This is a genomic window from Streptomyces sp. NRRL F-5126 (genome assembly GCF_000721265.1).
In the GTDB taxonomy this organism is placed as follows: Bacteria; Actinomycetota; Actinomycetes; order Streptomycetales; family Streptomycetaceae; genus Streptomyces.
Genome location: NZ_JOFZ01000003.1, coordinates 108,582 through 127,936 on the forward strand (window position 1 = coordinate 108,582; position 19,355 = coordinate 127,936).

A 19,355-nucleotide genomic window follows, 5' to 3' on the forward strand; every position below is an offset into this window, starting at 1 on the left:
GTAGGGCTTCTCCGCGGGCGTCAGGCCCCGATCGCGGCGGCGACGGCCTCCGGCAGGGTGTGCGTGACACCGTCACCGAGCCGTTCGAACTCCCGTCGTAGAAAGGGGCCGGCGAGCTTCGCGAGGCCGTTGAACACGATGGTGGCCTCGTAGGTGATCTCGGTCCGCCCGCCGCGTTCCCTGAACGTCAGGTCGTCGGTGGACGTGGCGGTGTCGTTCGTCCCGACGAACGTCAGCCGGTCGCTCTCCATGCGGTCGAGCCGGTAGGTGAGTGTGGTCGAACGCCCCCTGAACTCCGAGACGTTGCGCCACAGGGCGCCTTCGTGCACCGGCCCCTCGCCGATGCGCAGGCACTCCCGGGTGCCGGGATCCCACTCCACGGCGTGCGCGAAGTCCGCCAGGTAGGCGACCACCGCGGGCAGCGGCCTCGCGACGTCGACGCGCCGCACCACGTGCACCATGCTCCTGCTCCTCTCCGGCTGCGGTCCTGCGGCCGGGCGGGACGCGCACCGTCAGGTCCGACGCGCCCCGCCCGTGGCTGCCGCAGCAGACTCACATCTTCGGCATCAGCACGCTGTCGATGATGTAGACCGTGGCGTTGGCGGTCGGGACGTTGCCGCACACCACGTTGGCGGTGTCGTCGACCTTGAAGGACTCACCGGAACCCGACGTCGTGACCTTGCCCTTCTCCAGGGTGGTGAAGGAGCCGTCGGACAGCTGCGCGGGTGTCACCTTCTGGCCCACCACGTGGTACGTGAGGATCTTGGTCAGCGTGGCCTTGTCGGAGAGCACCTTGTCCAGCTTGGCCTTCGGGATCTTGGCGAACGCCTCGTTGGTCGGCGCGAAGACCGTGATGCCCTTCGCGTTGTTCAGCGTGTCGACCAGGCCGGCCTTCTTGACCGCCGTGACGAGCGTGGACAGGTCGGGGTTGTTCGACGCGGCCGTCGCGACCGGGTCCTTCGCCATGCCGTCGAAGCTGCCGGCGCCGGTCTTCGGCACCGAGGCGCACGCGGAGCCGAACGGCTGCGAGGCCATGTCGGAGGTCTTCGAGGACGGCATCGGGGCGGACGGCGTCGACGCGGCCGAAGAGCTGCCGCTGTCCTTGCCGTCGCTCTTGCCGTTGTCGCTGGAGCAGGCGCTCAGCGCGAGGGGGAGGGCGAGGGCCGCGACGGCGAGGGCGGTGGTACGGCGGAAACGGTGGGCGAACATCTCAATCTCCTCATATCGACGAATGGCGGCCTTCCACGCCGCGTGCACATCGGCTATTCGGCGACGGCCCGGTTCCGGATTGGCCGTCTCACTCGAATAGTTGGGTTTTCCCGTCGCGTCCCCGCGTCCCCGCGCTGCCGGCCGCGTGCCATGACGGACGACACACGCTCGCGGCCGTAAGAGCGGCGCGGGAACACACGCATAGGCGTGGAGAGGGGCGCGGCCCGCGCGGCGCCTCGCCACCGACCGCCACCCGCACGGACGCGCAACGAGGAGATGCCCATGCACCAGGAAACGACGCGATCGCCGAGCCCGCTGGTCCTCGACCCCACCGCCCGGCGGCGCGCCGAGGAGGAGCGGGTGCTGAGGAGCGGCGAAGCCCCGGTACTCGTCGACATACTCGGCGAACTGGCGTGGGCGGTGGGCGACCCCGACCTGCTCGCGCGGCTCCTGACGGACCCACGGGTCTCCAAGGACCCGCGTCAGCACTGGCCCCGCTTCATCGCCGGGGAGATCGTCGGCAAGTGGCCGCTGTACCTGCAGGTCTCGGTGGACAACATGTTCACCGCGTACGGGCGGGCTCACCGCAGGCTGCGGCGCCTGGTATCGCCCGCCTTCGCGGCGCGGCGCCTCGAAGCGCTGGTGCCGTCGGTCGAGGCGAACACGGCGGCCCTGCTGGACGCGCTGGAGGACCACCGCGGCGAGGTGGTCGACCTGCGGGCGGCCCTCGCGGTGCCGCTGCCGGTGCGGGTCATCAGCGACCTGCTGGGCGTGGACGAGCGGATGCGGGGCCGGTTCAAGGCCACGATCGACGCCATCTGGAACACCACCGCGACGCCGCAGGAGGCGGTCGCCGCCGCCGAGGCCGTCTACGAGATGCTCGGCGAGCACGTCAGGGCCAAGCGCGCACGGCCCGCGGACGACCTCACCAGCACCCTGATCGCCACCCGCGACGACGAGGAGGACGGCACCGCCCTCACGGAGCGGGAACTCGTCGACACGCTGCTGCTCGTGGTGGCCGCCGGCTACGAGACGACGGTGAACCTCATCGACTCGGCGGCCACCGCACTCCTGGCCGACCCCGCGCAACTCGCCCATGTGCGTCAGGGGCGGGCGACCTGGAGCGACGTCGTCGAGGAGACGCTCAGGTTCGCCGCGCCCGTCAGCCACATGCCCATGCGCTACGCCGTGGAGGACATCGAGATCCCCGGCGGGCCGACGATCCGGCAGGGCGAGGCCATCCTGCCCTCGTTCGGCGCGGCCAGCGGCCATCCGAAGCGGCAGGGCGCCTCCGCCGGCCGGTTCGACGCCACGCGCCCCGACCGGTCGCACATCGCGTTCGGGCACGGCGTCCACTTCTGCCTCGGGGCGCCGCTGGCCAGGGCGGAGGGCGCGACGGCGCTTGCCGGCCTCTTCGGCCGCTTCCCCGCGGTACGGCTCGCGGTGCCGGCCGCCGAGCTCGAACCGCTCCCCAGCATCCTCGGCAACGGGCACCGGGAGGTTCCCGTGCGCCTCGGGTGACGGGTCGTCCGGCCGGTTACGTGACGTCGATCCACACGGCGTGCGAGGGCGTGCCGTGCTTGTCGGTGACGAAGATCATGTGCCAGCCGGCGGGGACGAGTGAGGGGTCGTCCGGGATGGTGAGGGTCACCTCGTCCCCCTTCTTCTTGATACCGAGGGCGACGGAGCGCTGGTCGAAGTTGGTGACGTGGGTGGCGGAGCCAGGGTGCATGAGGCGGGCCGTGGCGATGCGCTCGGCGTCCGGGGTGTGGAAGGTGACGCTCTGGCCGCGTTTCACCGACGTGGGTCCTGTGCCGAGACTCGGGCGGTCCGCGCGGTAGAGGTAGGGCGGCCGGTAGACCTCGACGCGCTGCTCGAACGTGCCCGGCCTGGTGTTGTCCTTGTCGCCGAACAGCGGGTCGGAGCCGAACACGGCGACGCGGCCGTCGGGCAGCAGCAGGGCCTCGCTGTGGTAGTTGCGGCCGACCGTGGGGGCGGCGGCCGCACGGAACTTGTTGGTCCTGGGGTCGTAGAACTGGGCGGTGAAGATGTCGCTCTCGCTGCGTCCCCGGTAGTCGCCGGAGCCGCCGGTCGTGAACACCGTGTCGTCCGGCATCAGCACGGCGTTGAGGTAGCGGGTCCTGTGCGGCAGGTCAGGGCCGGTCTTGAACGCGGGGTGCGCTGCCTTGAGGTCCACGACGGCCGTGCGCGCGGTGGCCTTCTTCGACTCGCCGATCCCTCCCCCGCCGAAGACCATCACCTTCTGGTCCTGGGCGGGCGGCAGCAGCACCGAGGCCGACGTCTCCAGCACGTCGGGGTCCTCAAGGCCGGGGACGGTGCGGAAGGTGTTGTCGTCCAGGTCCCAGATGCCGGGCTTGCGTCCCTTGTCCGCCGGGCCGTACCCCGCGTTCGAGCCGGAGTAGAAGACCTTCCCGCCGTTCATCAGGAACAGCGAGGGATAGGTGGGGAAGTAGTGCGACGGCGCCTTGGACCAGTGCCGGGTGGCCGGATCGTAGATCTCGTTCTTGCCGGGGACGACCTGGCCGATGTCGTCGAGGCCCGACGTGGCGAGCACCTTGCCGTTCTCGAGTGTGAGCAGCGTCGGGTACCAGCGTGCCTCGCTCATCGAGTCGACCTGGGTGTACTTCTCGGTCTCCGGGTCGAAGACGTAGGCCTGCCTGATGCCCTGGAAGTCCTTCTTGTCCAGGCCGAGTTTGTTGGCGATGCCGTAGAAGTTGTCGTCGTCCTTGCCGTGCAGGCCCTCGATCTCGTACTGCTGCGTGGAGTTGGTGACCCCGGCGGTGCCCTTCTTCGTCGCCTCGACGAACACCCGCGCTTCGCTGGCGGTCACCGTCACCTTGCCCGTGGCCGGGTCCGTACGCTTCTTCGCCGCCGGCACGTGGACGGGGAACTGCGAGCGGTAGGTGAGTCCCGAAGCGGACAGGAAGACGGTGCCCTTGGGGAAGGTGCGGCTCTTGGTGGGGTCCTCGTTCTTGACGAGCATGGCCCCGCCCGCCCGTTTCACGTCACCGCCGAGCACCTCGTAGCGGCCCGTACCGCCGGCGATCAGCACCTTGCCGTCGGGGAGCTGGGTGTGCCCGGCGCAGAACATGTCGCGCGGCGTGTCGATCTTCTTGAAGGTGTCCTTGACCGGGTCCCACAGCGTGCTCTTGAAGGTGCCGCCCTTGAACAGCTTGATGTTGTTGCCCGATCCGGCGATCAGGAGCACCTTGCCGGTGTGCAGCAGGATGGCGTGGATCGAGTTGAGCTGGTAGCGCTTGGGCATGTCCACCACGTTCCAGTGGCCGCGCGCCGCCTTGTAGCTGTCCTTGTTGACCTCGTAGGTGTGGTAGCGGTCATTGGCGAACCCGAGCACGGCAGGCGCGTTGAGCCCTGCGAGAACGAGCACGGCCGCGGCGCCGATCCATGTCTTGCGTGATGTCAGACGGGATGGGCGTGCGCGCATGCGAACCTCCGGAAGCGGTCGGCCTGAACATGATCCAAGACCTCGACAGCTACCGCAGCCCGGCGAGCGGCCCGGGGCGACACTCTGCTCCGCACGCCGTCAACAACCCGAAGAGGGGATCGGCCCGGCGCGCTGCCGCCCTGCGCGTTCGGCGCGAGCCGGAGCCCGGCCGGTCAGCGCGGGGAGCGGTCGATGCCGTGGCCTCCCGTACCGCGTACGACGGCAACCTTTCCGAATCTGCGCCACAGCGTCCGCTGGGCCAGCAGGGTGAGCGTGCCGGAGATCAGCATTCCGGCCAGATTCAGCCCGAGTTGCACGAAGGGCACGGCGACCTCGCCGCCGTGCCCGAGCGCGATCGCGACTGCCGCGTTCCCCGCGGCCGGCACCGTGGTGACGGAGATGAAGACGCCCACCAGCACGGACGACTTGCCGGCCGTCAGCGACAGGATGCCCGCGACGCCGGCGAGCAGCGCCACGATGAACGACCACTTGTCGGGGTGGACGATGAAGTCGGTCAGCGGGCGTGACTCCAGCATCCCGGGCTCGACCCACCCGAGCCCCCGGCCCACGAGGGCGCACAGCAGGGTGGTGGCGATGGCGACGGCGAACCCGATCAGCAGCGACCTCGCCGCCGGGAGGATGACGCGTCCTTCCCACCGCAGCAGGCCGAGGCACATGGCCGCGACGGGCCCGAACTCGGGCCCGAGCACCATCGCCCCGACGATCAGCACGGGCTGGTCGAGCACGTCCCCGATCGCCGCGATCTGGGTCGCCAGCGTGAGGAAGGCGAGGAACGCCCAGGTGAGGCGCGCGTCGGCGGAGGTGCGAGCGGACAGCTCCGCCCAGACCACGGCGTCGTCCCCCTCGCCGGGCGCCCTGGTCTCGGCGGCGTCGGCCGCCGCGGAGAGCGAGACGTCGAGCTGCTCGACGGTGATGCCGCCGGTGTCCCGCAGGCCGAGCGCGCTCAGCTCGTCCAGCACGTCGTTGGCGGCCTCGCGCGCGACGTCGAACTCGACGAGGTCGCCACGCGGCGAGAGGGCGGCGCCCGGCACGCGCAGGATGTTGACGACGGCGGGCGACGCGTCGGCGATCCGCACGACGTCGTCGGCGTGAGCGGCGGGGCTGATCACTCGGACATGCAGCACGCACGCAGTATGCCGCCTCACTCCCTGTCGAGTGCTCTGAGCTCAATCCCGGGCGTGACCCACCTGCGCCGGCGCGTTCCGCGTCTCGGCCCCGCTCCCTCCCACCGTGTCCCTGTGGAGAGCGTGCAGAACCGACTGGTGGGTGATCCAGCCGACGAGACGAGTACGGGACGCGTCGAAGACGGGCAGGCCCGCCCCCTCCGCGGAGACGAGCGCGTCGAGCGCCTCGGTCAGGGCCGTCTCCTCGGTGACAGGCCTGGGCAGATGGACGACGGAGCCCACGTCAGGAGGGGACTCCCCCGCGGCTGCCAGCCCCTCCGCCGCGGAGCGCGCCGTTACGGTGCCCAGGTACGTGGCGTCCTCCGCGAGCACCGGCAGCACACCGTGGCGGGAGCGTGCCAGCGCCTCGGCGGCGTCGGCCAGCGGCGCCGAGGCGCGCAGCGGGTCGGGAAGCGCCTCCATGACGGAGGCGACGAGGCGCCCGGCGAGCGGCGCGTCGCGCGGCGTCTCGCCGATGTCCACACCGCGGCGGCGGAGCTTGAGCGTGTAGACGCTGTCGCTGGACAGGGCGCGGCTGACCCCGGTGGCGACGACGATGGCGGCCATCAGCGGAAGGATGATGGAGTACTCGCCGGTCAGCTCGAACATGATGATGACCGCCGTGATGGGCGCTTTCGCGGCCCCGGCGAACACGGCTCCCATGCCGATCAGGCCGTACGCCCCGACGGGCCCCGCGCTCCCCGGCAGGAGCTGGTGGGCGACCGCGCCGTAGCCCGCGCCGAGCATCGCCCCCATGAACAGCGAGGGAGCGAACACGCCTCCGGAGCCGCCGATGCCGATCGTCAGGCTGGTCGCGGCGATCTTCCCGACGAGCAGCACGAGCAGGAACACGACGGTGTACTTGCCGGCCACCGCGTTCTCCAGGACCGGGTAGCCGACGCCGTACATCTGCGGCAGCACCAGCAGGAGCCCCCCGAGCAGCGCGCCGCCCACGGCGGGCCGCGCCCATTCAGGCCCGCGCCAGACGAAGTCGCAGGCGTCCTCGATCCAGTAGAGAACCCGGGTGAAGCCGACGCCCACGGCGCCTGCAAGCAGTCCCAGCACGACGAACAGGGCGTACTCCGACAGGTGGTGCACCGCGAACGGCGGCAGGTGCAGGAACGGTCCACCGCCCAGGGCCGCCCTGCCGATGACGGAGGAGACCACCGAGGCGAGCACCACCATGCCGAAAGACTCGGCGGTGAAGTCGCGCAGGATCAGCTCCATCGCGAAGAAGACCCCCGCAAGGGGCGCGTTGAAGGTGGCGGCGATGCCGCCGGCCGCGCCGCAGGCGACGAGCACGCGCATGCGGTCCTCGGCGACCCGCACCAGCCGGCCGAGCGTGGAGCCGAGGGCGGAGCCGATCTGGACGATAGGCCCCTCGCGCCCCACCGAGCCCCCGCCGCCGATGCACAGCGCGGAGGCGAGGGACTTCACCAGGGCCACCTGCGACCCGATCTTCCCGCCGCGCCGCGCCACAGCGAACATCACCTCGGGAACACCGTGACCCCGCGCCTCCTTGGCGAACAGCTGTACGAGCGGCCCGTACAGCAGCCCGGCCACCACGGGCGCCAGCACGACGAACCACTTGCCGAGCCAGGGCAGATGGGGGTTGCCCGTGTGGGCCGCGGCAGAGTAGTCGGCGTGACCGGAGAGCAGCAGCGTGAAGGTCTTGATCAGCCAGCGGAACGCGACCGCGCCCAATCCGGCGCCCGCCCCGACGACGAGGGCGAGCAGGAGCAGGCCGCCCTTGGCCTCCCTCAGGAGCGCGAGCAGGCGCGGCACGCCCGTGGGAACGAGGAGGGACTCTTCTGCCGCGAGCGCGGGGCGCGGCACACGGCGGGCTCTGATCGGCATGTTTGCATTATGCAATATCAATCATTGCTCTATGCAATGCTCCGCATGGTGAGACACGGCCCTAACCCGCCGCGCCGCCCGGCGCGGTAGAAAGGGGGGATGCCTGAGCGAGCGCCCACCCCACACCCCGCCGACCCGCAGGACGGGGAGGCGGACGAGGTCGTCTCCGCCGTGCTCACCGCGTCACGCCTGCTCGTCGCCGTGTCCGCGCGCTCGCTCGCGTCCGTCGAGGAGACCCTGACGCTGCCCCAGTTCCGGATGCTGGTGGTGCTCTCGACGCGGGGGCCGATGAACATCTCCCGTCTCGGCACGCATCTGGACGTCATCCCGTCAACGGCCATGCGGATGGTCGAGCGACTGACAGGCGCGGGGATGCTGGAGCGCGAGCTGAACCCCAGGAACCGGCGCGAGATCCTCATCCGCCTCACCACCGAGGGCCGCAGGGTCGTCGACACGGCAACGGACCGCAGGCGGGCGGAGATCGCCCGCATCGTGGGCGGCATGCCGCCAGCGCATCGCACGGCGCTCGTCGAGGCGCTGCGGGCCTTCAACGAAGCGGGTGACGAGCCTCCCGCCGCCGAGCAGGCGGCCCCGGCGCGGACGGGAACCGACATGCGCTGGTGAACGCGAGGGCTGGACGATCCCACAGGCCTGCCGTCACCTGGCCTCCTTGACGCCCAGGCGGATGAGCCGGGTGTCGCCCGGCCACGACGTGAGGAACCCCGCGACCATGCCGATCTGCATGAGGAACCAGTGGACGGGAGCGCCGGGGTGCAGGTGGTGCGGTGCCGGGAGGAAGACGAACGCTGGAAGACGAACGCCATGAGCGCCATCCGGCCGAAGAGGCAGGCCTCGGAGACGGCCGGCGACAGCATGTCGCAGTGCGACGGCAACATGGATACCCCGCCCTGGTACCACGAACCGGTGGACCGGAGACCCCGGCGCCCGCAGGCGGCCGCGCGCACGGCCAGGACAGCCGACACGGGGACCGGCCGGGGCATGCGGCAGGCCAGACGTCGATTGAGTAACTTCTGAGTGGGCGGGACACCACGGGGCAGGCCTGTTCCTGTCCTCATGACGCAGAAGCTGAGGGGAGGCCAGGTGACACCTCGGACCGGACGGCCCTCGCCGCGCGCCGCCGCCCACGCCCCCTCGGCCCCCACCGCTCAGGCGGCCGCCGCGGGCCGTTCGCCCGAGGTGGCGCGCAGGATCCTGAGCGTGCTCCCGTTCGGCGTGATGGCCCTCGTCGTGGTCGTCGACGTCACGGCGGGTTCCGGGGTCGGCCTGCTGCCGCTGATCTCCCTGGGCCCCGCCTTCTCCGGCCTCGTGGGCGGGTGGCGGCGCACCCTGGCGGTGGGGCTGCTCTCCCTGCTGCTGTGCGCCGCCCTCGGCTGGTACGACGGGCTCCTCGACAGCCGCCGCGCGTACACCGCGCTGGCGTCCGTGGCCGGGGTGACCGCCGCGGGGCTGCTCGCGTCGGTCAGCAGACTGCGGCGCGAGCGCGAACTGGCCAGCGTGCGCTCCATCGCCGAGGTCGCCCAGCGTGTGCTGCTGCGGCCCGTCCCGCGCCACGCCGGCCACCTGACGACCGCGGTCGCCTACACGTCGGCGGTGGCGGAGGCCAGGATCGGCGGCGACCTGTACGAGGTCACGACCGTCCCCGACGGGGTGCGCGTCATCATCGGCGACGTCCAGGGCAAGGGCCTCGAAGCGGTGGAGACCGCGGCCGTCGTGCTCGGCGCGTTCCGTGAGGCCGCGCCCGAGGAGGCCCTGCTGACCGAGGTCGGCGCCCGGGTGGAACGTGCCATGGAGCGCGAGTTGAACGGCGAGAAGTTCGTCACCGCGCTGCTCGTCGACATCAGCCCGCAGGACGGCGCCACGTTCCTGAACTACGGGCATCCGCCGCCCATGTGGGTGCCGTCGCACGGCGAGCCCGTGTTCCCCGAGCCCGAGGAGTTCGCGCTGCCGCTCGGTCTCACGGCGCACGGCATGGAAGGCCCGAAGCCCTTCCATGTCGACTTCGGGCCCGGCGACCAGATCCTGCTCTACACGGACGGCGTCACCGAGGCTCGCGACGCGGACGGCACCTTCTATCCGCTCGGCGAGCGCGCCGGCCTGCTGGCGGACGCCGATCCCGAGCGGGCGCTCGCCGCGCTCCGTGCCGACGTGGAGCGGCACGTGGACGGGCCGCTGCACGACGACGCGGCGACGCTGCTGCTGCGCCACCGCAGCTGAGCCGGCAGGGGATGGCACGCACGCGGGCGCCGCGCTACTTCGTGAGGTGCCCGTAGACGACGGTGTTCCCGTCGTACTCGTGCCTCGCGGCATTCCAGTCGCTGCACGTGATCAGCCGGATTTCCGGGTCCGGTGTGTTGCCGTAGACCTGGAGCGTGGGGAAGTCCTTCTTCTCGTACTTCCGCACGGCGTCCACGGTGAAGTGGACGGTGCTGTGATCGGCCCGCGTGACAGTGATCCGGTCGTGCCGACGCACGGAGCCGAGGCGGTAGAACACGGCGGGGCCCGTCTCGTACGAATCGACGTGGCCGAGTATGACGGCGGGTCCGTCCTGCCCCGGCCGTGGCGAGTCGTGGAACCATCCGGCCTGGAGGGGCTTCTTCGGCACCTCGACGGTGCCGTCGCCGCCCAGGCCGAGGTCGAGCAGCGTGCTGTGGACGCCGATCGCCGGGATGTCGATGGCGGTGGGACGTGCGGTGGGCGCCTGGGATGTACGGCTCGGCGAGGGGGCCGGCTCCGTCGCGCCGTCACCCGCCGTCGAGGACGGGGACGGCGCCGGGACCGCGGGCCCGGCCGTGTGGACGGGCAGGTGCCCGGCCTCCGCCGGGCGGGGCTGCGGCGGGGGTGACCCGCCGCCGCCCCAGCCCACGGCGACAGCCGTCAGGCCGCCCGCCACGCAGGCCACGACGAGCGCGATGACGAGGATCATGCGCCGCGTGCGGCCGGTGGTGTTCGGCTCGGACGGTGTCATCGCGCGCCGGCGCTCCTGCGGCGCAGGGCGTAGCCGCCGGCCGCCGCACCGAGCAGCGCAAGGGCGCCGCCGCCGGCGACCAGTCCGGTGTCCGGGCCTTGGGCCTGCGTGGCGCCGTCGCCCGTGGCCGCTCCGCCGTTGGGCATGGACGACATCTGCGACGCGGCCAGCGCGCCGCACAGGGCCGGGTCCGTGGCCTCGGCGGGCAGGGACTTGTCGAGCTCGCTGGCGCCGAGGACGTTGTCGTACTTGCCGTTGCCGTTGTAGTCGACGCCGTGCACGACGATGACGGCCTTGCCCGACTTGATGTTGTCGGCGACCTTCGACGAGACGGTCATCGTGCGGCTGTAGTCGACACTGGAGCCGGACGGGAAGCGCTTCACCGCGAGGGCGCTCTTGGCGCTGTTGTCGCCGCTCGTGGTGAGCGACGTGCCGATCATGCCGTAGTCCTTCATGGCGTCGGCGACGTTGATGGAGCTGTGCCCGTTGTGGTCCTTCGCCTCGGACGGCTCGGGGCACGTGCCGTTGCCGCCGATGTGGATGTGCATGGCGTGCGGTGAGGCCCCGCCGACGAGACCGTCGGCCTTGACGGTGACCTTCGCCTGGTCGCCGGAGAGCTGGATCATCGCGTGGCCGCTGCCGGTCACCTTGTTGGCGGTGACGGGGTCGAGGGAGGCCTGGTACGTCGTCCAGCCCGAGGAGGAGGACGTGGACGACGCCCACGCCGTCGCCGGAAGCGCCAGCGGCACGGCCACCACCGCGGCCGCCGTCAGAACACGTGCCTGTATCGCATGCATGATGGTGCCCTTCACTCGCCGGTTCCGCGGGCCGGGCGGCGCGCGGTCCCGGGGGACGTTCCTTCCACCGCCTATTCGGAACGGCGCGGCCCGTGGATTGGAGCGACCCGCGAGAGCCCGGCAGGGACGCCGGTGACGAGGGGACACGCACCTTCATTGCCGAAGGCGCGTCAGGAAGGTTCGCAGAGCGGCCGCGACGGCGGCAGGCGCTTCCAGGGGCAGCAGGTGACCTGCGGCGGGGACGATGGCCAGGTCCGCGTGCGGGATGTGCGGCAGGAGGCACTCGCGCAGCACGGACGGCGGTTCCACCCTGTCGTACTCCGCGGCCAGCACGGCCACCGGGACCCCGATGCCGCCCACGGTGTCCGTGATGTCCCGCGCGATGCCGTGCAGCGGCCACTCGCGCCCGGCCCCGGCGGCCGAGGCGAGGCTGTCGCGCACCGCCGCGGCCCGCCTGTCCGCGGGCAGGGGTGTGGCGGTCAGGACGTGGTCGAGGGCGTGCGCGACCGTCTCGGGCGAGTCGTACGCGTGGGCGAGACCCTGGCGGTACTCCTCGGTCACGGTGGCGGGCGGCCGCGGCGGCGCGGGCGCGACGAGCACCAGGCCCGCGAGCCCGGCCGGCCTGCGGGCCGCGACGAGCTGGGCCGCCTTGCCGCCCATCGAGTGGCCGACGAGGACGTAAGGACCCGGCACGCAGGTGCCGGCCACGCGTGCGAGATCGTCGGCGAGCCGGTCGAGGCCGTAGGGGCCCGGCAGTGCACGGGAGCGGCCCCAGCCGCGCTGGTCGAAGCGGACGGTCGCCTGCTCGGGTGGCAAGTGGCCCAGCACGCCGCTCCAGGTGTCCGCGGAGCCGCCCCAGTAGTGGGCGAACACCAGAGTGGGTCCTTGCCGGCCGCCGGCTCGCGCGTGCAGGACGCCGCCCGCCACGGGGACCGGTATGGTCTTTTCCGTCATCGTCACACCTCTCACTTCGGCTGCGGGGAAACACCTGATGTGCGCATCAGGCCAGTTCCGACAGTACGGATGCGGTCGCGTGCCCCTTGGTGTGAAGGGACTGGAAGATTGTGGAAAACGGACACACCGCAGTGCGGCAGCTGCGCTACCTGCCCGCCGTGGGATCGCCGTACGGCGTGGAGGTCATCGACTTCGCCGCGCTGCGCGCCATGGATCCCCAGCGCCGCCGTGTGCTGCCGCAGCGCCCCGACTTCCACGTCCTCGCCCTGGTCGCCTCCGGCACGGGCAGCCACGAAGCGGACTTCCTCGGCTACCGGCTGACGCGGGGAAGCGCCGTGTGGATCAGGCCCGGCATGGTGCACCGGTGGAGCGACGTCGACGCCTGCGACGGCCCGCTCGTCCTGTTCAGGCCCGGCTTCCTCCCCGCCACGGTGGCGGAGGCGGCCGCGCCCGTCTGCTGGCACCTGGACAGGCAGCCGCTCGACCTCGCACTCCTCGCGGCAGCGCATCTCGGCCGCGAGCACGAGGCGGCGGCGAGGACACCGCGCCCCGTCTCCCCCGCGCTCCTTTCCCACCTGCTGGCGGCACTGGTCCTGCGTGCCCTGCCGGACGCGCCCGCCTCGGCGGACACGACGCGTGCCGCCGGCGGGTACGGGGAGGTGTTCCGCGCCTACCGGGCCGCCGTCGAGGAACACTTCACCGACCGGCACCACGTGGCCGACTACGCGCGTGCGCTCGGCTACGACGTGCGCACGCTCACCCGGGCCACGCGCAGCGCCGCGGGTACCGGCGCCAAGACCTTCCTCGACCAGCGCATCCTTCTTGAGGCCAAGAGGCTGCTCGCCCACACCGACATGCCGGTCGCCGGCTGCGCCCGGCGCCTCGGCTTCCGGGACACGGCCAACTTCGCCACGTTCTTCCGGCGTCAGACCGCCACGCCGCCGGCCGCCTGGCGCACCGCGTACGGTGCCTCCGGCGTGCTCCCCGTCGCACCGCCCGCCGGATGACGCGCCGCCACCGCCCGTTCCCTCACAGCGCGCCGGAGGCTGTGCCGCCGCGCCACTCCGCGAACACGACCGTGGCGTCGTCGTTCAGCTTCCCCTCGTGGTGTGCCATGAGGGCGCGGATCAGCCGCCGCAGTGTCTCGGCCACCGGCAGCCCCTCGGACTGCTCCCTGAGGACGAAGTCGACGAACCGCGCGAGACCGAATTCCTCGCCCGCCGCGTCCCGCGCCTCGATCGCACCGTCGGTGTACATCAGGACCCGGTCCTCCGGCTCGAGTTGCTCGTAGCACAGCTTGGTGGTGAGGCCGAGATCGGTGCCCATCGGATGGCCGGGCTCGCACCGCAGGGTCCGTGCCGAGCCGCCGCGGATCAGGACCGGCTCGTGGTGGCCCCGGTTGACCCAGGCCAACTCGCCCGACGCGGTGTCGAGTTCCGCGAACAGGCCGGTGGCGTAGCGGCCCGTGCCGAACTGGTCGAGCAGCGTGCGCTCGATGACGTTCGTCGTGCCGATCAGCCCGATGCCCCTGCGCCTGCTGGCCCGGCAGGCGGCCATCGCCAGGTTCGCCGTGAGCCCGGCGGCGCCGTCGTGGCCCATCGCGTCGACGATGGCGAGGTGCAGGGTCTGCCCCGCGACGGCGTAGTCGAAGGCGTCGCCGGCGATCTCGTAGGCGGGCTCCACGGTGGCGGCGAGCACGACCTGGTCGTCCGCGAAGGACATGGGCGGCATGAGGGACCACTGCATCTCCGCGCTGATGCCCATGGACTTGGTGCGTACGAGCCGGGCGTACGAGTCGCTCGCCGAGCGCTTGGCGACCAGCAGCATGGAGGTCAGCGAGGCCAGGTCACGCAGCGCCTCCTCCACGGCGTCGCGGTCGGCCGACGCGCCGATGTCGGCGCGCAGCACACCGATGCGCTCCGTACCCCCGAGCAGCGGCAGCCACAACCGGCCGGGTACGTCGCGGGCGGCGGATCCGCCGGTGACGCGTGTGTGCCGGTACACGAGCCCGGCCAGGCTGCCGTCCACCGGGAGGGTCTCGCCGCCGGCTCCCGCGTTCGTCCCGCGGCCGGTGAGCTCACGCAGCACCTCTTGGCGCAGGTCGACGACGTAGATGTGGACGTTGTCGATCCCGAGGGCCGCCGCATGCCGTCTCAGGAGCCCGGGCAGCTGCTCCACACCGACCAGCTGTCCGGCCCGCAGCAGGCTCCGCAGTGTCGACCCGATCGGCGACGGCTCGGGCATATCAACACCACCAAGGGCCCACGCCGGCGCGAACCCGGAGAGCGAGTAGGCCATGGCCCCCGAAAGCCACCCCGGCAGCCGCGGTCGGCCACCGGCACGCGGCGCCCCTCCGGCCGGGAGCGCCCGCGGACACCACCACACCAGCCTATCCCGCCGCGGCGCGCCGGCGGAGCCCGCAGGCCGCGGGCCCCACCCCTGTCACACGCGTCAGACCCGGATCTCGGGGCGGTACGTCTCGAACCACGTCCCGAGGTCGAGCGTCCGCTCCAGCAGCATGCGCTGCCCCTGCGTGACGGCGTCGGCCGCCACGGTCGTGGCCGCCGAAAGAGCCCGCTCGTCGATCAGCCCGACGGCCGGGTGCCCGGCTGTGAGCAGGTCGGCGGCCTGGTCCTGGATGGCGGTGACGTAGCTCGGGTCGAACGTCCCCGGGTAGCCGCTCTTCTTGCGTTCGGCCACCGACGCGGGCAGCAGCTCCCTGGTCGCCGCTCGCAGCAGGCTCTTCTCCCTGCCGTCGAAGGTCTTGAGCGACCACGGCGCGTTGAAGACGTACTGCACGAGGCGGTGGTCGCAGAACGGCACGCGTACCTCGAGGCCGACCGCCATACTCATCCGGTCCTTGCGGTCGAGCAGGATCTGCACCATGCGCGTCAGGTGGAGGTGGCTGACCACCCTCATCCGTGCGTCGAGGCCCTTCTCGCCGGGCAGCAGCGGGGTCTCGGCGACGGCCGTGCGGTAGCTGTCCGCGACGTAGGACTCCAGGTCGAGCACGGCGGCGAGGTCGTCGCTCACCTGGCGTCCGCCCACCAGGGACTGGGCGCCGGGCTGCTGCCGGGCCATCCAGGGGAAGGTCTCCGCGTGCCGGCGGTCGTCGTGGAACCACGGGTAGCCGCCGAACACCTCGTCCGCCGACTCGCCCGACAGCGCCACCGTCGAGTGCTTGCGGACGGCGGCGAAGAGCAGGTACAGCGAGTTGTCGCGGTCGCCGATGCCCGCCGGTATGTCCCGTGCACCCACCGCGGCGCGGCGGACGGCGGGGGCCGACAGCGCGGTGCCGTCGAGGATGATGTCCTCGTGCCGGTTGCCCAGGTGCTCGGCGACGGCGTGCACGTACGGGGTGTCCTGCGTCGGCGCGACGTCGATCGCCTGGAAGTGCTTGTCCTGGTCGGGGAAGTCGACGGCGAAGCTGCGTACCGTCTCGCCCTGCGGGGCGAGGTGCAGCGCGGACAGGGCGGTGAGCGCCGACGAGTCGAGGCCGCCCGACAGCAGCGTGCAGCGTGGCACGTCGGCCACGAGCTGCCGTTTGACGATGTCGTCGAGCAGCTCCCTGACGTGCGCCACCGTCTCCTCGCGGCTGTCGGTGTGCGGCTGAGAGTGCAGCCGCCAGTAGGTGCGCCGCCGCAGGCCCTGCCTGTCGACGACGACGATCTCGCCGGGCTTGACCTCGCGCATACCCTCCCAGATCACCATGCCCGGCGTCTTGACGAAGGAGAACAGCTCGCGCAGGCCGTCCCGTCCGACGACGGGCGACACGAGCGGGTTGGCGAGGATGGCCTTGGGCTCGGAGCCGAAGACGACGCCGTCGTCCGTCTCGCAGTAGTAGAACGGCTTGATCCCCATGCGGTCCCTGACCATGACGAGCCGCTCGCTGCGTGCGTCCCAGATTGCGAACGCATACATTCCGTTGAGGTGCTCGACCAGTTGCTCGCCCCACTGCACGTAGCCGCGCAGCACGACCTCCGTGTCCGAGTCCGTGTCGAACCCGTGTCCCTGGCGGCGCAGCTCGTCGCGCAGTTCCGTGTAGTTGTAGGCCTCCCCCGAGTAGACCATCGACACGTCGCCGTCCGGCGTCCCGACGGTCATCGGCTGGGCCCCGCCCGGCAGATCGATGACGGCGAGGCGGCGGTGGCCGAGTGCGGCGTGGCGCGCGTACCAGGTGCCGGCCGCGTCGGGACCGCGGCACGACATGGTCTGCGTCATCGCTTCGAGATCGTGTCGGTGGCTGGTCAGATCACGCTGGTAGGCGACCCACCCGGTGATACCGCACATGACGATCCTCATTCCTCTCGCAAAGGTTGCCTAAGCGAACTGCCCAGCGGACCCGCCCGGGCACACCTCCGCGCGCCACCGCCTCGCGTGGCGTTTCTCATAGCAAAGGAATGGTCACGTAACGTTACGAGCGGCTGGAAGGCGGATAACGCCGCTGCGCCAGTGCCGGGATGATCGACTCGCCGTAGGCGTCGATCGTCGCCTCCTTGGCGTCGTGCATGTCGTAGAGCGCGAACTGGTCCACGCCCAGGTCCCGCAGGGTCCGCAGCTTCGCGATGTGGTCCGCCACGCCGCCGAGGACGCAGAAGCGGTCCACGACGGCGTCCGGCACGAAGTCCGCCGACGGGTTGCCCGCCCTGCCGTGGTGCGCGTAGTCGTAGCCGCGGCGCCGCTCGACGTAATCCGTCAGGGCCTCGGGGACGGCGCCGGAGTGCGCCCCGTACCTTGCCACCAGGTCGGCGACGTGGTTGCCCACCATCCCGCCGAACCAGCGGCACTGCTGCCTGGCGTGCGCCAGGTCGTCGCTGACGTAGGCGGGGGCCGCCACGCACACGGTGAGCGCGGCCGGGTCGCGGCCCGCCTCGGCGGCCGACGTGCGCGCCGAGGCGATCATCCACGCGGTCAGTGCGGGGTCGGCGAGCTGGAGGATCAGCCCGTCGGCCACCCGTCCGGCCAGCGCCAGCGCCTTCGGACCGTACGCGGCCATCCACACCGGCAGCCGCCCGTCCCGTACCCAGGGAAGCCGCAGCAGACGCCCGTCCACCAGCGCCTCGCGTCCCTCGGCAAGGTCGCGGACCACACCGATCGCCTCGCCGAGGCGCGCCAGCGTGTTCGGGGCGCGCCCGGCGACGCGCATCGCGGAGTCGCCGCGCCCGATGCCGCACACGGTCCTGTTGCCGTACATCTCGTTGAGCGTGGCGAAGGTGGAGGCCGTCACCTCCCAGGCACGCGTCCCCGGGTTGGTCACCATCGGTCCGACCACCAGGCGCTCGGTCTCCGCGAGTACACGGCTGTGGATGACGAACGGCTCCTGCCACAACACCGCGGAGTCGAACGTCCAGCCGTACCGGAAACCCGCCGCCTCCGCGCGGCACATCAGGTCCACGACCCCCTTCGCCGGGGGATCCGTCTGCAGGACGAGGCCGAAGTCCATCGGGTGGTACCTCCTGGAGGTGCTGGGACAGAGCTGGTCCTGCGCCCCCCGACCGGGTCAGTTCGCGTACTGGCAGACGCCTCGCGGCAGGTACGTGCCCTGCCCGGGGTGCCCGACGTACACCCGGTCCTCGATCACGGGGACCCCGCGGGAGAGCACCGTCTCCACGCGTCCCGTGACGCGACGGCCCTCGTACGCGGAGTAGTCGACGTTCATGTGGTGCGTCGCCGCGGACACGGTCTGCTCCCCATGCGGGTCGTACAGGACGATGTCGGCGTCGGAGCCGGGCGCGATCGTGCCCTTCCTCGGGTAGAGGCCGAACATCCTGGCCGGTGTGGCGCAGGCGATCTCGATCCAGCGGCGCAGGCCGATGCGGCCGTCGACGACGGCCTGGTGGAGCAGGTCCATGCGGTTCTCGACCCCGGGCAGGCCGTTGGGGATCTTCGTGAAGTCACCGCGGCCCAGTTCCTTCTGCCCCTTGAAGCAGAAGGGGCAGTGGTCCGTGGAGACCACCTGCAGGTCGTTGGTGCGCAGCCCCTGCCACAGCGCAGCCTGGTGCTCCGCCGGGCGCAGCGGGGTGGAGCACACGTACTTCGCCCCCTCGAAGTCCGGTTCGGCCAGGTTGTCCGTCGACAGGAAGAGGTACTGCGGGCACGTCTCCCCGAAGACGGGCAGGCCGTCGTCGCGGGCGCGCACCAGCTCGGCGAGGGCCTCGCGCGCCGACACGTGCACCACGTACAACGGGGCGCCGGCCACCTGGCTGAGCCTGATCACCCGGTGCGTCGCCTCCGCCTCGAGAAGCGCCTTGCGCACCTCCCCGTGGTAGCGCGGGTCCCGCTCGCCGCGCGCCAGCGCCTGCTCGGCCAGCACGTCGATCGCGAGGCCGTTCTCCGCGTGGGTCATCACCAGGCCGCCGCCCGCCGCCGCGCGCTGCATGGCCCTGAGGATCTGGCCGTCGTCGGAGAGGAAGACGCCCGGGTAGGCGGTGAACAGCTTGAACGAGGTGACGCCGAGCGAGACCAGCCGGTCCATCTCCTTCAGGGACGACTCGTTCACGTCGGACATGATCATGTGGAAGCCGTAGTCGATCGCGCACTTCCCCTCCGCCTTGGCGTGCCAGGCGTCGAGTCCCTCCTTCAGGGAGCCGCCCCTGGGCTGGATGGCGAAGTCGACGATGGTCGTCGTGCCGCCCCAGGCCGCGGCCCTCGTCCCGGTCTCGAAGGTGTCGGAGGCGAGGGTGCCGCCGAAGGGCATCTCCATGTGGGTGTGGGCGTCCACCCCGCCGGGGATCACGTACTTCCCCGTCGCGTCGATGACGCGATCGGCGCTCCAGCCGTGGCTGCCGTGGGCGGCGAGGCCGGCCACGTGCGCGCCGTCGACCAGCACGTCGGCGTGGAGCTCGTCGGCGGCGGTGAGGACAAGACCGCCGGTGATCAGGGTGCGTGTCACGACTCATCTC

The 19,355-nt window shown here is 71.7% G+C and carries 17 protein-coding genes; 4 read left to right on the forward strand and 13 right to left on the reverse strand.

From position 1 onward, the window contains the following. Positions 1 to 20 precede the first annotated feature (20 nt). Both IH48_RS0106970 and IH48_RS0106975 read right to left on the reverse strand, forming a co-directional pair. On the reverse strand, positions 21 to 461 hold the full coding sequence (locus IH48_RS0106970) for an SRPBCC family protein (protein WP_030900560.1): 441 nt from the start codon (positions 459 to 461) through the stop codon (positions 21 to 23). A 91-nt stretch (positions 462 to 552) separates the two neighbouring features. Continuing rightward, on the reverse strand, positions 553 to 1,209 hold the full coding sequence (locus IH48_RS0106975; protein WP_030900564.1) for a fasciclin domain-containing protein: 657 nt from the start codon (positions 1,207 to 1,209) through the stop codon (positions 553 to 555). 282 nt (positions 1,210 to 1,491) lie between these two features. Between IH48_RS0106975 and IH48_RS0106980 the strand changes: the two genes are divergently transcribed. Further along, complete coding sequence (locus IH48_RS0106980; RefSeq protein WP_030900567.1) at positions 1,492 to 2,730, forward strand: cytochrome P450 family protein; 1,239 nt, start codon at positions 1,492 to 1,494, stop codon at positions 2,728 to 2,730. Between the two features lie 16 nt (positions 2,731 to 2,746). Here the strand turns inward: IH48_RS0106980 and IH48_RS0106985 are convergent, their stop codons facing one another. From IH48_RS0106985 to IH48_RS0106995, 3 genes are all read right to left on the reverse strand, one after another. Further along, complete coding sequence (locus IH48_RS0106985; RefSeq protein WP_030900570.1) at positions 2,747 to 4,675, reverse strand: galactose oxidase early set domain-containing protein; 1,929 nt, start codon at positions 4,673 to 4,675, stop codon at positions 2,747 to 2,749. Positions 4,676 to 4,848: 173 nt separating this feature from the next. Continuing rightward, a complete protein-coding gene (locus IH48_RS0106990) occupies positions 4,849 to 5,820 on the reverse strand; it encodes a DUF389 domain-containing protein (RefSeq protein WP_051839318.1) in 972 nt (323 codons plus the stop codon). A 42-nt stretch (positions 5,821 to 5,862) separates the two neighbouring features. Then, positions 5,863 to 7,716, reverse strand: coding sequence for a chloride channel protein (locus IH48_RS0106995; RefSeq protein WP_078849532.1), 1,854 nt, complete (start codon positions 7,714 to 7,716; stop codon positions 5,863 to 5,865). A gap of 99 nt (positions 7,717 to 7,815) precedes the next feature. Between IH48_RS0106995 and IH48_RS0107000 the strand changes: the two genes are divergently transcribed. After that, positions 7,816 to 8,340 carry a MarR family winged helix-turn-helix transcriptional regulator gene (locus IH48_RS0107000; RefSeq protein ID WP_030900582.1) on the forward strand — a complete coding sequence of 175 codons (525 nt, stop codon included), beginning with the start codon at positions 7,816 to 7,818 and terminating at the stop codon, positions 8,338 to 8,340. A gap of 33 nt (positions 8,341 to 8,373) precedes the next feature. Here IH48_RS0107000 and IH48_RS37595 read toward each other — a convergent pair whose 3' ends face one another. Next, positions 8,374 to 8,862, reverse strand: a complete 489-nt coding sequence (locus IH48_RS37595; protein ID WP_420705452.1) for a DUF4396 domain-containing protein — start codon at positions 8,860 to 8,862, stop codon at positions 8,374 to 8,376. Positions 8,863 to 8,952: 90 nt separating this feature from the next. Here IH48_RS37595 and IH48_RS0107015 point away from each other — a divergent pair, with 90 nt between their 5' ends. After that, positions 8,953 to 9,951 (forward strand): PP2C family protein-serine/threonine phosphatase, encoded by a 999-nt coding sequence (locus IH48_RS0107015; RefSeq protein WP_234434174.1) that lies wholly within the window; start codon positions 8,953 to 8,955, stop codon positions 9,949 to 9,951. Positions 9,952 to 9,985: 34 nt separating this feature from the next. On the opposite strand, the gene IH48_RS0107020 is transcribed toward IH48_RS0107015, so the two are convergent. The 3 genes from IH48_RS0107020 to IH48_RS0107030 all read right to left on the reverse strand — a co-directional run bounded on the left by IH48_RS0107020 (position 9,986) and on the right by IH48_RS0107030 (position 12,453). Continuing rightward, entirely contained in the window at positions 9,986 to 10,702 is a 717-nt protein-coding gene (locus IH48_RS0107020; RefSeq protein ID WP_030900590.1) for a class F sortase, read from the reverse strand. Further along, positions 10,699 to 11,499, reverse strand: a complete 801-nt coding sequence (locus IH48_RS0107025; protein WP_030900591.1) for a hypothetical protein — start codon at positions 11,497 to 11,499, stop codon at positions 10,699 to 10,701. The genes IH48_RS0107020 and IH48_RS0107025 overlap by 4 nt, the downstream gene beginning before the upstream one ends. Before the next feature lie 153 nt (positions 11,500 to 11,652). Then, positions 11,653 to 12,453: an alpha/beta fold hydrolase gene (locus IH48_RS0107030; RefSeq protein WP_030900594.1), complete on the reverse strand. Its 801-nt coding sequence runs from the start codon at positions 12,451 to 12,453 to the stop codon at positions 11,653 to 11,655. A 110-nt stretch (positions 12,454 to 12,563) separates the two neighbouring features. Between IH48_RS0107030 and IH48_RS0107035 the strand changes: the two genes are divergently transcribed. Then, on the forward strand, positions 12,564 to 13,460 hold the full coding sequence (locus IH48_RS0107035) for an AraC family transcriptional regulator (RefSeq protein ID WP_051839319.1): 897 nt from the start codon (positions 12,564 to 12,566) through the stop codon (positions 13,458 to 13,460). A 22-nt stretch (positions 13,461 to 13,482) separates the two neighbouring features. Here IH48_RS0107035 and IH48_RS0107040 read toward each other — a convergent pair whose 3' ends face one another. The 4 genes from IH48_RS0107040 to hydA all read right to left on the reverse strand — a co-directional run bounded on the left by IH48_RS0107040 (position 13,483) and on the right by hydA (position 19,345). Then, positions 13,483 to 14,697, reverse strand: coding sequence for a PP2C family protein-serine/threonine phosphatase (locus IH48_RS0107040; RefSeq protein WP_030900600.1), 1,215 nt, complete (start codon positions 14,695 to 14,697; stop codon positions 13,483 to 13,485). 207 nt (positions 14,698 to 14,904) lie between these two features. Next, on the reverse strand, positions 14,905 to 16,743 hold the full coding sequence (asnB, locus tag IH48_RS0107045) for an asparagine synthase (glutamine-hydrolyzing) (RefSeq protein WP_030900602.1): 1,839 nt from the start codon (positions 16,741 to 16,743) through the stop codon (positions 14,905 to 14,907). A gap of 124 nt (positions 16,744 to 16,867) precedes the next feature. After that, on the reverse strand, positions 16,868 to 17,896 hold the full coding sequence (locus IH48_RS0107050; RefSeq protein ID WP_030900605.1) for a TIGR03842 family LLM class F420-dependent oxidoreductase: 1,029 nt from the start codon (positions 17,894 to 17,896) through the stop codon (positions 16,868 to 16,870). A 57-nt stretch (positions 17,897 to 17,953) separates the two neighbouring features. Beyond that, positions 17,954 to 19,345, reverse strand: coding sequence for a dihydropyrimidinase (hydA, locus tag IH48_RS0107055; RefSeq protein ID WP_030900609.1), 1,392 nt, complete (start codon positions 19,343 to 19,345; stop codon positions 17,954 to 17,956). Positions 19,346 to 19,355 lie beyond the last annotated feature (10 nt).